We start from the raw sequence: 14686 nt of genomic DNA, 5'->3' as shown, positions 1-14686 counted from the left end.
TCACACGGCTGTGCGGCCGCCGTCGACGGGCAGCACCACACCGTGCACGAAACTCGCGGCGCCGCCGGCCAGATACACGATCGCCTCGGCGATCTCCCTCGGGGTAGCCTGCCGTCCGGCGGGCGCCTGGGATGCCATGGTGTCCAGGTCCGCTTTCATGCCTGCCGTGCCTTCGGTCTGCGTCGGACCGGGCTGTACGGCGTTGACCCGGACCCCGCGCGGGCCGTATTCGGCAGCCCAGGCTTTGGTCAGCAGGTTCACGGCCGCCTTGCTCGAGCCGTACAGCGCCATTCCCGGGACGCCGAGCTCGGCCGCCATGGTGCTGACGTTGACGATCGCCCCGCTGCCCCGCTCGGCCATCGCCGGCGCGAGTTCCGCCACCAGGTAGAAGGGGGCCTTCACATTCAACGCGTAGACGGCGTCAAACTCGCTCTGCGGCGTCTGCTCGGTGGGCCCGAAGGGGTAGATGCCCGCGCCGTTGACCAGGATGTCCACCCGACCACCGCCCAGTTCGACGGCTTGCCGAGCCAGCTGTCTCAACGAGTCGGCGTCCAGGAGGTCGGCGGCCACGAAGTCCGCCGTGCCACCACGTTGCCGGATGGCCTCGACGACGGCCCCGCCGCGTCCTCGGTCCCGGCCCGCCACCAGTACGTGCGCGCCGCGCTCGGCGAGCGTTTCCGCAGCGGCTGCCCCGATGCCGCTGGTCGCCCCGGTCACCAGCGCGACTTTCCCCGCCATCGACGTGGTGGTCACAGCCGCACCTTTCCTTCCTGATGCCACGCCGGCTGGTCCAAGAGGAATGGCTGGGGCGTGAGCGGTTTGTGGTCAGCGGCTCGCACGAGGGTGGCAAGTACGTCGTTGAAGGCTTCGGTGGAGGTGAGGTGCTGGTAAACGCCTGGCAGCGGGTGAGGTCCAGGACGATCCGCATCGCATGGCACTCCCTCTGTCGCCTCGACTCCCTGTCTCTTTCTACGCGCGGGCAGGATCAGGCGCTCGCCCGGCTACTCCGGCGGAGCCCCCGCGGGGCACCACAGTCCGGGCCACATGTCGTCCCTGAGCAGTTCCTACGGGTTGCTGCTTGCGGTCTCGATCCCGGTGTGCCGTGCTGCAGCGCAGGGAGCTTGTTCGGCCGAACGAGTAAATGCGGGAAAGGGCCGGCCGGCCGATCGACATGGCGTGCACGGCGGCACCGGCCGGACGAGCCGCGCGTCCTGGAGGAGTGGGACGACTTCACCCATCAGTGGTCGGGATCGCGCCGACCCCCGCAGCGGCCCAGGAGTGGGCGAACGACATCCTGGGGACGAGCCGGCCGCATGATCACCCCAGGTGAAGGTCATCACGCTTCGTGCTCGCGGAAATGTGCTGGTGGGCGGCCGAGATCTGGCCGACCAGGACGGCGAACGGCATGTCCAGAGCGGCATAGACCGCATCGGCCGCGGGATCCGCGTTGTCGGCGAGGGCCTCCACCATGAGCGTGGCGTAGTCGCTGACGATGACTCCGGACTGTTGCATGCGCAGCAGGCCCGCCTCCCGCCTGGCCTGGCTGAAGGTGCCCGATGCGTCCACGGCCACATACGCGTCGTACCCGGCGGCCGTGGCCGCGTAAGCGGGCAGGGCCGCGCAGACCTCCAGCGACACTCCGGCGAAGATCAGCTTCTGTCGGCCGGTCGCCACGATGGCCTCACGGACCCGGTCGTCGTGCCAGGCATTGACCGTGCTCCGGTCGATGATCTTCTGCCCGGCGGGCAGCGCCTCGACCAGCTCGGGTGCGGTCGGCCCCCACAGGCTGTCGGCCGCCGTGGTGGTGACGACCAGCGGGATGTCCAGCGCGCTTGCCGCCCGTGCAAGGGCCGCCACGTTGTGCTTCAGCTCGCCGACGGGAATGTCGCGCACTCCGGACAGGAGGCCGACCTGGTGGTCGACCAGCACCACGGCTGCGTTCTCCCGTGTGATCGGGTCCAGGAACTTGCTGCGCTCGTTCATCTTTCCGCTCCTTGAGTCCTGTTGCACCCACAAGCAATGTAGTCATAAATATTGATAGTCAAGATTCATGACTTCTTCAATGTAGGCCGACTTCGTGCCGGAGTGCAAGGACCTATGGCCGGGCTTGAGCCTCCCGGCCGTTGACGCGGGAGCTGAGGCCGGGTGGAGGGCGACTAAAATCGCCGGTCACAGGGGTGAGCGGTGGGCGACTGCCGGGACGGGAGAAGGCGTTGACCGGGCTGGAAGCCAGGGATCCGGACATCGGCGTGCTCGCCGCACGACTGCTGTTCTCCGTCCAGCGAGAGCTGTACGCCTCACTCGCCGAGCAGGGATTCGACGACGTCCAGCCCCGCACCGGAGCCGTACTCGCCTACCTGAGGGCCGACGGCATCCGCGCCAGCGAGCTGTCGCAGCTCTCCGGGCAGCACAAGCAGATCATCGGGACACTCATCGACGACCTGGAACGGCTCGGCTACGTCGAACGCCGACCCGACCCCGCCGACCGCCGGGCCAAACTCATCTGCCCCACCGACCGCGGCCTGCTCCAGATGCAAGCCGCCGCAGCCATCATGCGCGCCATTGAAGAACGCCACGCGCAAGCACTGGGCGACCCGGAATACACCGCATTCAAAACAGCACTCCGCCAGGTCGCCGACCTCCAGTGAGCTTCCCCCGTTGTGCGGGAGGTGCTGACTAGCTGGTCAGGGCGGGTTTGCGGGGTTTCAGGTTAACCGGTTCGGACGTTGCCTGGTTGGCGTAGTGCTTCTCCTCGAACTCGATGGGGCTGAGGTAGCCGAGTCGTTTCTGGATGCGGCGGGGGTTGTAGAAACCGTCGATGTACTCGAAGAGCGCGAGGTTCGCCTCGGCCCGGGTGGCGAAGGCGCGGCCTCGGATGCACTCGGTCTTGATCAGCATCCACAGGTTCTCAGCCAGCGCGTTGTCGTACGAATCGCCCACCGACCCCATGGACGCTGCAATTTCTGCCCGCATCAGGCGTGTGGTGAGCTTGATGAAGGTGTACTGACAGCCGTGGTCCGCGTGGTCACACGGGGCAGCCGCGCCACGGCCGCCTCAGCCGCCGCCTCAGCCGGCCGCCGCCCGGGGCGCCGGCACCACCGCCGAGACCCGGAAACCCCCGGCCTCCGTCGGGCCCGAGACGAACACACCCCCCAGCGCCGTCACCCGCTCCCGCATCCCCACCAGGCCATTGCCACCGCTCGGCAGCCCCGCATCGGCCGCACCGCCCTCACAGGGCCCGTTCTCCACCTGGACGGCCAGCTCGCCGTCCCGGTGCGCCAGCCGCACCCGCGCCCGCGCACCCGGCGCATGCTTGTGCACATTCGTGAGCGCTTCCTGGACCACGCGGTACACGGTCCGCTCCACCCGCGCCGCATACCGGCGCCCGGCACCGGCCGCCTCCCCCTCGACGGCCCCGTCCACCATCAACTCGACCACCATCCCGGCCGCCCGGGACTGCCCCACCAGATCCGCCAACTCCGTCAGACACGGCCCCTCGGCATCCGCCTCCCCCACTCCGGACACCGACGACACCGCCCCCGCGGCGGAACCGCCGGCCGACGAGGACACCGCCGCACCCCCCTGCGCCGACGGCTTTGAAGACCGCGCCTGCACCGTCGCCTTCGCCCCCGCCCGGGAAGCCACCGCCGCCAGCCGCTCCGGCGCACCCGACGCCACGGCACCACGCCCCGCCGCCCCCTCCGCCGTACGCAGCACCCCCAGCATCTCCCGCAACTCCGTCAGCGCCTGGCGCCCCATGTCGCCCACCAGCCCCGCGTTCTTCGACGCCTTCTCCGGGTCCTTCAACGCCACCGCCTGCAGCGCGGCCGCATGCACCACCATCAGACTCACCCGGTGCGCGACCACATCGTGCATCTCCCGCGCAATCCGGGTCCGCTCCTCGTTACGGGCCCACTCGGCCCGCTCCTCGGCCCGGTCCGCCAGCAGCGACAGCTCCCGCTCCAGCCCGTCCGCCCGTTCCCGCAGACTCTCCACCAGCCGCCGCCGGGCCCCGATGTACAGCCCCCACAGCACCGGCGGCGCTGTCAGCACCAGCCCCACCGCAAGCGCCATCAGCGGTACGAACCACATCGGCGGATGGAAGTCCCGCTGCGTCGCCACGTCCTGCCGCAAGCTCAGGAACGTCGTCACCAACGTCCCCACCACAGTCATCCCCGCCAGCAACGACGTGATCCGGCGCGGCACCTCCGACGCGGCGAGCGTGTACAGCCCCACCACACTCAGCAGCCCGCCCATCTCCGCGGGCATCACCGCGATCGAGACCAGCACCACCGCCACGGGCCACCGCCGGCGCACCAACAGCACCGGACCCGCCAGCAGGCCGAGCAGCACCCCCAGCAACCCGGGAAGCTGCGCCTCGTGCGCGAAAAGGGAGCCCTCCCACGCGCACTCCACCGTGGAAGCCAGCGCCAGAAACACATCCAGCACGGCACTCCGCCGCCGGGCCCACCACCACGGCCCCTCCACCGGCGCACCCCGCGCGCCCACACCTTCACTTGCCCCCGTCGCGGTCATACCGACCAGCCTACGGGCGCCCGCCCCCGATCCCCCGCCCCGTTATCAGCCACCGGCCAGGCCCATTACCAGCCCTTACCAGCGGTTATCCCTCGAACTGTTGAATCGCCCACATTTTCGCCCCTTCGGCACACCTGAACGCGGCACTCTGTTCCCATGCCGAACACCCATCGGGACCACCCCGACTACGAGGCGTTACGCCCGCAGGCCGTCGCCCTGCGCCGCGCCGGCCTCAGCCGCCGCCAGATCCGCGACCGCCTGCACGTCCACAACAACGACATCCTCAACCGCCTCCTCGAAGGCATCCCCACCCCCGACCGGACCCGCCGCCCGAACGCCAAGGACGATCTGCGCGAGCGGGCCCGCGCACTGCGCCGGCAGGGCATGACCTACGACCGGATCCAGCTCGAACTGGGCTGCTCGAAGAGCTCGATCTCCCTGTGGGTACGGGACCTGCCGAAACCGCCGCCCCGGACCCCCGAAGAGGCCTCGGCCATCGCCCGGCGCGGCTGGGAGGCCACGCTCAAGCGGCGCGACGAGGAGCGGCGGCGGACGAAGCAGGCCGCGACGACTGAGGTCGGTGAGCTCACCGACCGGGAACTCTTTCTGATCGGCGTCGGCCTGTACTGGTCAGAGGGCAGCAAGAGCAAGCCGTACCGCCTCAGCGAACGCGCCATGTTCATCAACAGCGACCCCGACATGATCCGGGTCTACCTCACATGGCTTCGCCTGCTGGGCGTGAGCGATGAGCGGCTGCGATTCCATGTACACATCCATGAGTCCGCCGACGTAAGGGCTGCGGAGCAGTTCTGGGCCGATCTCACGGGCGCCGACCAGTCGGCCTTCGGCAAGACAACACTCAAGAAACACAACCCGAAGACCGTCCGCAAGAACGTCGGGGAGGACTACCACGGCTGCCTCATGATCCGCGTTTCGCAAAGCGCGGAGCTATACCGTCGCATCGAAGGCTGGTGGTACGGCATAGTGTTGGGTGCTGAGCGATCAGCCTGACGGAATGTCCGGTTTGATCCTCTTTATCATCCCCCGTGGTGTAATGGGCAACACTGTCGGTTTTGGTCCGACCATTAGAGGTTCGAGTCCTCTCGGGGGAGCCCACATCCAACGAGCAGATTCCGGGTCCTGACCGCCGAGTCAGGACCCGCCCGCGTTTCGGCTGCTATACGCACCGGTATCCTTCGGGTGACCACCACCCGAAGTAGCCAAGAAGCCGAAGGGCATCCCCGTGAGCGCCAACCGCCCGGCAGCCGTCGTCGTTCTCGCAGCGGGTGAGGGCACCCGCATGAAGTCGGCGACCCCGAAGGTCCTGCACTCCCTCTGCGGCCGCTCCCTCGTCGGACATGTCGTCGCCGCCTCCCGAGAGCTGGATCCCGAGCATCTCGTCGTGGTCGTCGGCCATGCCCGTGAGCAGGTGCAGGCGCATCTCTCCGAGGCCGACCCCGCCGTGCGCACCGCCGTGCAGCACGAGCAGAAGGGCACCGGCCATGCGGTCCGTACGGCCCTGGACGAACTGAGCAACAGCGGTGTCGCCCTCGACGGCACCGTGATCGTCGTCTGCGGTGACACCCCGCTGCTGACCGGCGAGACCCTCCGGCTGCTCGGTGACACGCATGCGGCGGACGGCAATGCCGTGACCGTCCTGTCCGCCGAGGTCCCGGACTCCACCGGCTACGGCCGTATCGTGCGCGAGGCGGGCACCGGCGCGGTGACCGCGATCGTCGAGCACAAGGACGCCTCGGCCGCCCAGCGGGCGATCCGTGAGATCAACTCGGGGGTCTTCGCCTTTGACGCCCGGCTGCTGGTGGATGCGCTCGGCAAGCTGCGTACGGACAACAGCCAGGGTGAGGAGTACCTCACCGATGTGCTGGGGATCGTGCGGGAGGCCGGGCACCGGGTCGGTGCGGCGGTGTCCGCCGATCACCGGGAGATTCTGGGGATCAACAACCGTGTGCAGCTGGCGCAGGCGCGCCGGCTGCTGAACGACCGGCTGCTGGAGCGGGCGATGCTGGCCGGTGTGACGGTGGTCGATCCGGCGTCGACGTGGGTGGAGGTGTCGGTCACGTTCGAGCCGGATGCGACGGTTCACCCGGGTACGGAGCTGTGCGGTGTGACGCATGTCGCCATGGGCGCCGAGGTGGGTCCGCATTCGCGGTTGTCGGACACGTCGGTGGGTGCGGGCGCGGTGGTGTCGTTCACGGTGGCCGAGGGTGCGCGTATCGGCGAGGGTGCGAGTGTCGGCCCTTATGCGTATCTGCGGCCGGGTACGGATCTCGGTCCGAAGGCGAAGGCCGGTACGTACGTGGAGATGAAGAACGCGTCGATCGGCGAGGGCACGAAGGTGCCGCACCTTTCGTATGTGGGGGATGCGACGATCGGTGAGTTCACCAATATCGGTGCGGCGAGCGTCTTTGTGAACTACGACGGTGAGGCGAAGCACCACACGACGGTCGGGTCGCATTGCAAGACGGGGTCGGACAACATGTTTGTGGCTCCGGTCACGGTCGGGGACGGCGCTTATACGGCGGCCGGCTCGGTCATCACCAAGGATGTGCCCCCGGGTTCGCTGGCGGTCGCGCGTGGCCAGCAGCGGAATATCGAGGGTTGGGTCGCGCGTAAGCGGCCAGGAAGCGCCGCCGCGCAGGCGGCTTCGGCCGCTCGTCAGGATTCCGAGGGCGAGCGGTGACCGTGCAGGGGGTGCGCCGTGCGGGGCGTACCGTGATGAACGCACGCAAACTGTGATTCGAGGAGATTTGCTGTGACCGGGATCAAGACGACCGGCGAGAAGAAGCTCATGCTCTTCTCCGGCCGCGCCCACCCCGAGCTGGCGGAGGAGGTCGCGCATCAGCTGGGTGTGGGCCTGGTCCCGACGAAGGCTTTCGACTTCGCCAATGGTGAGATCTATGTCCGCTATCAGGAGTCGGCGCGTGGCGCGGATTGCTTTTTGATTCAGAGCCACACGGCTCCGATCAATAAGTGGATCATGGAGCAGCTCATCATGATCGATGCGCTGAAGCGTGCGTCGGCGCGGAGCATCACGGTGGTGGTGCCGTTCTACGGTTATGCGCGTCAGGACAAGAAGCACCGTGGTCGTGAGCCGATTTCGGCGCGGCTGATCGCGGATTTGATGAAGACCGCGGGTGCGCACCGTGTGGTGACCGTTGATCTGCACACGGATCAGATCATGGGCTTCTTCGACGGTCCGGTGGATCATCTTTTTGCGCTGCCGGTCCTTGCGGACTATGTGGGCGCGAAGGTGGACCGCGACAAGCTGACGGTGGTGTCGCCGGACGCCGGCCGGGTGCGGGTGGCGGACCGTTGGTGTGACCGTCTGGGTGCGCCGCTGGCGATCGTCCACAAGCGGCGTGACAAGGACGTGGCGAATCAGGTCACCGTGCACGAGGTCGTCGGTGATGTGAAGGACCGGGTGTGTGTCCTGGTCGACGACATGATCGACACCGGTGGCACGATCTGTGCGGCGGCGGATGCGCTGTTCGCGAATGGTGCGTCGGATGTGATCGTGACGGCGACGCATGGTGTGCTGTCGGGTCCGGCGGCGGACCGGCTGAAGAATTCGAAGGTGAGTGAGTTCGTGTTCACGAATACGCTGCCGACGCCTTCGGAGCTGGAGCTGGACAAGATCACGGTGCTGTCGATGGCGCCGACGATCGCGCGCGCGCTCCGTGAGGTGTTCGAGGACGGCTCGGTGACGAGTCTCTTCGAGGAGCAGTGAGCCGAGCAGTGAGCGAGGGGTGCCGGGCGGGCCGTTGCGGTGTGTGAGGTAGTCCGGCGCTGATCGACTTTGGGGCGGCCTTCCGGCCGGGTAGACTCATCGAGTTGCTCGGCGAGGGAGGCCGCCCTTTTGTGGTGGCTGTCCGTTATCGACGCGCTCTTCGTAGCAGGTCTGTCGTGGGCCGGGTGACGCCCGTCAGAGGTTTTCTGCGATACGAGGAGTGCTGTTATGGCCGAGATCAAGCTCGCCGCCCAGGTTCGTACCGACTTCGGTAAGGGTGCTGCCCGTCGTGCGCGCCGTGCCGACCTGGTTCCCGCGGTGATTTACGGTCACGGTGCCGAGCCGCAGCACGTGGCGATCCACAACCACGCGCTGATGATGGCGCTGAAGACGCCGAACGCCCTGATCCGTCTGGACTTCGACGGCAAGAGCGAGCTGGTCATTCCCAAGGCCGTGCAGCGTGAGGCGATCCGCCAGTTCCTGGTGCACGTGGACTTCCTGGCCGTGAAGAAGGGCGAGAAGGTCTCCGTCGAGATCCCGATCCACGTCGAGGGTGACCTGGCCCCGGGCCAGCACGTCCTGGAGCACGTGCTGAACGCGCTGCCGATCGAGGCCGAGGCCACTCACATTCCGGAGTCGGTCACGGTGTCCGTCGCGGGCCTGGAGGCGGGCTCTTCGGTGCTGGCCAAGGACATTGCCCTGCCGTCGGGTTCGTCGCTGTCCGTCGAGGACGACGCGGTCGTGCTGCAGGTTGTCGCGGCGCAGGCCGAGGCGCAGGCCGAGGAGGCCGCCGAGGGTGAGGGCGAAGCGGGCGCCGAGGCCTGAGTCGTTTTTCGCTGAGGCGGGTTCTCGGCGAGTTGTCCAGCCGCTGCCGCGCGCCGTTGGGTGCGGGGTGGCGGTTGGCCTGTTTCCTGGGCAGTTGCGGTCGGGGCCGGCGGGGTGTTGCCGGCGGATGTGGGAGTGGCTGAGATGGCGGACGCTGATCCGTGGCTGGTGGTGGGGCTGGGTAATCCGGGCCCGGAGTATGCGCGTAATCGCCACAATGTGGGGTTCATGGTGGCGGATTTGCTGGCGGAGCGGATGGGGGGCCGTTTCAAGGCGCACAAGGCGCGGGCGCAGGTGGTGGAGGGGCGTTGTGGTGCGCCGGGTCCGTCGAGTCGCCGTGTGGTGGTGGCGAAGCCGTTGTCTTTCATGAATCTGTCGGGTGGGCCGACGACGGCGTTGCGGGATTTTTACAAGGTGCCGGTCGGCAACATCGTGGCGATTCATGATGAGTTGGATATCGATTACGGTGCGTTGCGGCTGAAGCTGGGTGGTGGCGACAACGGCCACAACGGTTTGAAGTCGATCACGAAGTCGCTGGGTGCGGAGTATCACCGGGTGCGGTTCGGGATCGGTCGTCCGCCGGGTCGTATGCAGGTGGCGGACTTTGTGCTGAAGGATTTTTCTTCGGCGGAGCGGCGTGAGCTGGATTACTTTGTGGATCGTGCGGCGGATGCGGTGGAGACGCTGATCGTGGACGGTTTGGAACGGGCGCAGAGTACGTACAACTCCTGAATGGGACAGCGGGGGTCAGGCTCTGACGAACCGTTGTCCGAGGTTGACCGGGTGCGGGTTATGGCCAAGGATCGCCGCCATGCCCAGAAGCAGTACGCGCACCGGTTCGGTCAGACGTAGTCGTTCCCGGCGGGTCGGTGAGAGCGCCTATGGGGCGTTGCTTCTCGCCCGGTCCGGGCTGATGGGTCTGCTGGCGTTGCTCCTGCTGGTGGCGGGGGTGTGGACGTCATGGCACACGGCGCAGTACGCGATGCTCGTCAAGGCGCGGGAGCGCGGGATGATGACGGTGTCGGCGTGTGAGGGTGAGCGGTGCACCGGGTCGTATGTGCCGACGGGGGGCGATGGCCGGCCTCGGTCGACGGTGACGATTGCGCAGGCGGCGGCGCCGGACACGGTCAAGGGCGCGCGGGTCGAGGTGACGGTCGAGCCGGGTACGACGCAGGCGGTGCGGACGGGGGCGGCCGGGATCTTGCATGCGTGGGTGCCGTTCGCGGGGTCGTTGCTGCTGGCGGCGCTGGTGGTGGCCGGGGGGATGCGGCTGCGGCGTACGGCGTGGGTGATGGGGTTGCTGGGGGCGGTGTTGCTGGGCGCGGCGTTCACTGCGCTGTAGGGCGCGGCAGGACTTTGCAGGCCTGTAGGGCAGTAGGGCTCGTAGGGCAATAGGGCTTTGCCGGGCAGATACGGCGGCGGCCCGTCCTCTCCGGTGGGAGGGGACGGGCCGCCGCCGTGTGCGGGGGTGCGTCAGCCGGTGTTGCGCAGTCCGGCGGCGACACCGTTGACGGTGAGCAGCAGGGCGCGGGCGAGGACGGGGTCGGGCTCCTCGCCGCGCTCGGCGGCGGTGCGCTGGCGGTCCAGCAGCGAGACCTGGAGGTAGGAGATCGGGTCGAGGTAGGCGTCGCGGATGTGGAAGGTCTGCTTGAGGACCGGGTTGGAGTCGAGGAGTGCGCTCTCCCCGGTGACCCGCAGGACCTCGGCGACGGTGAGTTCGTGTTCGGCCTTGATGTGGTCGAAGACGTGCTTGAGCTTGTCGGGCACGAGGGTGTCGACGTAGTGCTGGGCGATCCGCAGGTCGGTCTTGGCCAGCGTCATGGTGACGTTGGACAGGAAGTTGCGGAAGAAGTGCCAGTGCTCGTGCATCTCGTCCAGGACGCTGTCGAGTCCGGCTTCCCGGGCGGCCTTGAGGCCGGTGCCGACGCCGTACCAGCCGGGGACGATCTGGCGGGACTGGGTCCAGCCGAAGACCCAGGGGATGGCGCGCAGTCCGTCGAGGCCGGCGCCGGAGTCGGGGCGGCGGGAGGGGCGCGAGCCGAGGTGGAGTTCGGCGAGCTGGTCGACGGGGGTGGCGGCGAAAAAGTACGCGGGCAGGTCGGGGTCCTCGACGAGCCGGCGGTAGGAGCCGTGGGCCGCCTCGGAGACGGTTTCCATGGTGGCGTCCCAGCGGGCGAGGGCTTCGTCGGACTGCCGGGGGGCGGTGTGCAGGGCGGAGGCCTGGAGGGTGGCGGCGACCGTCAGTTCCAGGTTTTCCCGGGCCAGTGACGGCACCAGGTACTTGTCGGAGATGACCTCGCCCTGCTCGGTGACCTTGATCTCACCTTCGAGGGTGCCGTAGGGCTGGGCGAGGATCGCGTCGTGGGAGGGGCCGCCGCCGCGGCCGACGGTGCCGCCGCGGCCGTGGAAGAGGCGCAGCCGTACGCCGTGCCGGTGGGCGACGTCGCGCAGCAGGCGCTGGGCGCGGTGGATCTCCCACTGGGAGGTGGTGATGCCGCCGAACTTGGAGGAGTCGGAGTAGCCGAGCATGACTTCCTGGACGTCGCCGCGCAGGGCGACCAGGCGTCGGTAGGAGGGGTCGGCGAGCATCTCGTCGAGCAGCTGGTCGGCGATCTTCAGCTCGTCGGTGGTCTCCAGCAGCGGCACGATGCCGATCTTGGCCCAGCCGGCGTGCAGGTCGATCAGGCCGGCCTCGCGGGCGAGGACGGTGGCCGCGAAGACGTCGTCCGAGCCCTGGCACATGGAGATGATGTAGGACTCGACGACCTCGGGGCCGAAGGTCTCCTTGGCCTTGAGGACGGTGCGGAAGACGCCGAGGGTCTTGGCGCCGGCCTCGTCGAGGGGGGCCGGGGTGGGGGCCAGCGGGCGGCGGGAGCGCAGTTCCTTGGCGAGGAGCTTGCGGCGGTAGTCGCGCGGCATGTCCACGTAGCGCCAGGATTCCTCGCCGAGGCGGTCGAAGAGCTGGCCGAGCGCGTGGTGGTGGGCGTCGGCGTGCTCGCGGACGTCCATGGTGGCGAGCTGCAGGCCGAAGGCGGCGATGGTGCGCAGGGTGCGCTCCAGGCGGCCGTCGGCGACCAGGCCGCCGCGGTGGGCGCGCAGCGAGGTCTGGATGAGGGCGAGGTCGTCGAGGAGTTCCGTGGTGCCGAGGTAGTCGCGGCCGGGGACGTGGGGGGTGTCGCCGGCGAGGCGGTCGCGGGTGTTGACGAGCTTCTGCCGGATGCAGGTCGCCTTGAGCCGGTAGGGCTCCTCGCTGTTCAGCCGCTTGTAGCGGGGGCTGATCTCCGGGAGGAGGTCCAGGTCGTGCTGGAGGGATGCCAGCAGCTCGTCGGTGGCGCCGCAGTTGCGGATGGAGTTGGACAGGGCGCCGCGCAGCTCGTCGATGTGTTCCAGGGCGTCGGTGATGCCGTGCTCGTGCTGGAGGAGCAGGACGTCCCAGGTGACCTGGGGGGTGACGTTGGGGTTGCCGTCGCGGTCGCCGCCGATCCAGGTGCCGAAGGTGAGCGGGCGGGTGCCGGCGGGCAGCTCGGTGCCGGCGCGCTCCAGCTCGGCGGCGAGGTCTTCGAGGACGTCGCCGACGGCACCGCGCCCCAGCTCGTCGAGGTAGTAGATGGCGTTGCGGGCCTCGTCGGTGGGCTCCGGGCGGGCGACGCGCAGCTCATCGGTCTGCCAGATGAGGTCGATGTTCTCGGCCAGCCGCAGGTCGGCGCGGCGGCGCTCGCTGCCGTCGGCGGTCTCCAGCAGCTCGGCGACCTTGCGGAGCTTGGTGAGGACGGAGCGACGGGCGGCCTCGGTGGGGTGCGCGGTGAAGACGGGGCGCACGCCGAGGTTGCGGGCGGTCGCCTTCAGGTGCTCGGGGTCGGCGTCCTTGAGCATGTCGGCGGTGCGGGCGAGGATGCCGCCCTCGGCGGCGCGCTTGGCGCCCAGCTCACGGCCTCGGTGGACCTGCTCGGCGACGTTCGCGAGGTGGAAGTACGTGGAGAAGGCGCGCACCAGCTTGGCGGCGGTGGCCAGGTCGGTGTCGCCCAGGAGCCGGGCCGCGGCCTCGCCGTCCGAGCGGGTCAGGGCGCGGACCCGCTCGACGAGGTCGAGGAGTTCCGGGCCTTCCTGGCGGACGAGGGTTTCGCCGAGGAGGTCGCCGAGGCGGCGGATGTCGGCGCGCAGGGCGATGTTGTCGCTCGGGCCGGGGTCGAGGCTCTCGATGGACGCGATCTCGGCTGGAGTGTTGTCGGCACGGCTCACAGGTGCGGCTCCTTGCAGCGATCAGGGGCGTCGCACGCGGCTCATAGGGGGGTGGCGGCGGGCGACGGGTGGGCAGGTCTGATGCGGGCGGGTTGCGGACCGCGCTGTCCGACGTTCCCCAGGATAGGTCTGCCCAGCATCGGCGGATCACACCGTCCGCAGGGTGGGCATCTGCGTCGCAGGTGGCGGGTGTGGCGCCTGTCACGGCCTTGCCCGTGGTGGCGGCACTGCCATACTTACGAGACCGTAGGTTACGGTTCCGTAGCCGTAGCCGTGCCCCCGAGCCCCCCGACGAGGGACACCATGACCGCTGGTCCTGAAGCCGTAGAAGATCGACCGATTCCTGCTGATTCGTCCGCCGGTGCCGCCGCCGGCGCGCCGGGGTCGTCCGCGACGCTGGGCGGCGAGCAGCGCCGGTCGCTCGAACAGATCACGCTCCTGCTCTTCATCACCGTCCCGTTCGTGGCGCTGGTCGCCGCGGTCCCGCTGGCCTGGGGCTGGGGGGTGAGCTGGCTGGATCTGGGGCTGATGGTGGCGATGTACTACATCGGCTGCCACGGCATCACGATCGGCTTCCACCGCTACTTCACGCATGGTTCGTTCAAGGCGAAGCGGCCGTTGCGGATCGCGCTCGCGATCATGGGGTCGCTGGCCGTCGAGGGACCGCTGGTGCGCTGGGTGGCGGATCACCGCAAGCACCACAGGTTCTCCGACGCCGAGGGCGACCCGCACTCCCCGTGGCGCTTCGGCGAGACGGTGCCGGCCTTGATGAAGGGCCTGTGGTGGGCGCACATCGGCTGGATGTTCGACGAGGAGCAGACGTCGCAGCAGAAGTACGCACCGGATCTGGTCAAGGACGAGGCGCTCCGTACGGTCTCCCGCCAGTTCGTGCTGTGGACGACGGTGTCTTTGATGGTCCCGCCGCTGGTGGGCGGTCTGGTGACATGGTCGTGGCAGGGTGCGCTGACCGCCTTCTTCTGGGGCTCCCTGGTCCGTGTGGCGCTGCTGCATCACGTGACGTGGTCGATCAACTCCATCTGTCATGCGGTGGGCAAGCGCCCCTTCAAGTCCCGTGACCGCTCGGGCAATGTGTGGTGGCTGGCGGTCCTGTCCTGCGGGGAGTCCTGGCACAACCTGCACCACGCGGACCCGACCTCCGCCCGGCACGGTGTGATGAAGGGGCAGCTGGATTCCAGCGCCCGGTTGATCCGTTGGTTCGAGAAGGCGGGCTGGGCGTATGACGTCCGGTGGCCGGACGCATCCCGCATCGATGCCCGACGCGCGGAGCCGGTCGCCGGGGGTAGCTCCCGGCGGTAGGCGGGGAAGGCATGATTGACG

13 protein-coding genes and 1 tRNA gene are annotated in these 14686 nt (G+C 68.8%); 9 read left to right on the top strand and 5 right to left on the bottom strand.

The window, feature by feature from the left end; all coding sequences use genetic code 11:
- Positions 1 to 738 (bottom strand): SDR family NAD(P)-dependent oxidoreductase, encoded by a 738-nt coding sequence (locus ACWGJY_RS01320; RefSeq protein ID WP_453258782.1) that lies wholly within the window; start codon positions 736 to 738, stop codon positions 1 to 3.
- Positions 739 to 1317: 579 nt separating this feature from the next.
- Positions 1318 to 1983, bottom strand: a complete 666-nt coding sequence (locus tag ACWGJY_RS01315; protein WP_453258727.1) for an isochorismatase family protein — start codon at positions 1981 to 1983, stop codon at positions 1318 to 1320.
- 194 nt (positions 1984 to 2177) lie between these two features.
- On the opposite strand from ACWGJY_RS01315, the gene ACWGJY_RS01310 reads away from it, so the two are divergent.
- Positions 2178 to 2648, top strand: a complete 471-nt coding sequence (locus tag ACWGJY_RS01310) for a MarR family winged helix-turn-helix transcriptional regulator (protein ID WP_453258726.1) — start codon at positions 2178 to 2180, stop codon at positions 2646 to 2648.
- Between the two features lie 28 nt (positions 2649 to 2676).
- On the opposite strand, the gene ACWGJY_RS01305 is transcribed toward ACWGJY_RS01310, so the two are convergent.
- Positions 2677 to 2973: an IS3 family transposase gene (locus ACWGJY_RS01305; RefSeq protein ID WP_453258725.1), complete on the bottom strand. Its 297-nt coding sequence runs from the start codon at positions 2971 to 2973 to the stop codon at positions 2677 to 2679.
- 93 nt (positions 2974 to 3066) lie between these two features.
- On the bottom strand, positions 3067 to 4536 hold the full coding sequence (locus ACWGJY_RS01300) for a sensor histidine kinase (protein ID WP_453258724.1): 1470 nt from the start codon (positions 4534 to 4536) through the stop codon (positions 3067 to 3069).
- A gap of 156 nt (positions 4537 to 4692) precedes the next feature.
- Here ACWGJY_RS01300 and ACWGJY_RS01295 point away from each other — a divergent pair, with 156 nt between their 5' ends.
- From ACWGJY_RS01295 to ACWGJY_RS01265, 7 genes are all read left to right on the top strand, one after another.
- Entirely contained in the window at positions 4693 to 5547 is an 855-nt protein-coding gene (locus ACWGJY_RS01295) for a hypothetical protein (protein ID WP_453258723.1), read from the top strand.
- A gap of 29 nt (positions 5548 to 5576) precedes the next feature.
- Positions 5577 to 5648 (top strand) — tRNA-Gln (locus ACWGJY_RS01290).
- A 131-nt stretch (positions 5649 to 5779) separates the two neighbouring features.
- Positions 5780 to 7237 carry a bifunctional UDP-N-acetylglucosamine diphosphorylase/glucosamine-1-phosphate N-acetyltransferase GlmU gene (glmU, locus tag ACWGJY_RS01285; RefSeq protein ID WP_453258722.1) on the top strand — a complete coding sequence of 486 codons (1458 nt, stop codon included), beginning with the start codon at positions 5780 to 5782 and terminating at the stop codon, positions 7235 to 7237.
- A 72-nt stretch (positions 7238 to 7309) separates the two neighbouring features.
- On the top strand, positions 7310 to 8284 hold the full coding sequence (locus ACWGJY_RS01280; RefSeq protein ID WP_350251353.1) for a ribose-phosphate diphosphokinase: 975 nt from the start codon (positions 7310 to 7312) through the stop codon (positions 8282 to 8284).
- A gap of 228 nt (positions 8285 to 8512) precedes the next feature.
- Positions 8513 to 9109, top strand: a complete 597-nt coding sequence (locus ACWGJY_RS01275; protein ID WP_453258721.1) for a 50S ribosomal protein L25/general stress protein Ctc — start codon at positions 8513 to 8515, stop codon at positions 9107 to 9109.
- Positions 9110 to 9253: 144 nt separating this feature from the next.
- Positions 9254 to 9841, top strand: coding sequence for an aminoacyl-tRNA hydrolase (gene pth / locus ACWGJY_RS01270; RefSeq protein ID WP_260639141.1), 588 nt, complete (start codon positions 9254 to 9256; stop codon positions 9839 to 9841).
- 79 nt (positions 9842 to 9920) lie between these two features.
- Positions 9921 to 10451 (top strand): hypothetical protein, encoded by a 531-nt coding sequence (locus ACWGJY_RS01265; protein WP_453258720.1) that lies wholly within the window; start codon positions 9921 to 9923, stop codon positions 10449 to 10451.
- A 131-nt stretch (positions 10452 to 10582) separates the two neighbouring features.
- On the opposite strand, the gene ppc is transcribed toward ACWGJY_RS01265, so the two are convergent.
- Positions 10583 to 13309, bottom strand: a complete 2727-nt coding sequence (gene ppc, locus ACWGJY_RS01260) for a phosphoenolpyruvate carboxylase (protein WP_453258781.1) — start codon at positions 13307 to 13309, stop codon at positions 10583 to 10585.
- Positions 13310 to 13651: 342 nt separating this feature from the next.
- On the opposite strand from ppc, the gene ACWGJY_RS01255 reads away from it, so the two are divergent.
- Positions 13652 to 14665, top strand: a complete 1014-nt coding sequence (locus ACWGJY_RS01255) for an acyl-CoA desaturase (protein ID WP_453258719.1) — start codon at positions 13652 to 13654, stop codon at positions 14663 to 14665.
- Positions 14666 to 14686: the final 21 nt, after the last annotated feature.

It is taken from the genome of Streptomyces sp. NPDC054765 (genome assembly GCF_053612065.1).
This window is presented reverse-complemented; position numbering and strand designations above follow the sequence as displayed.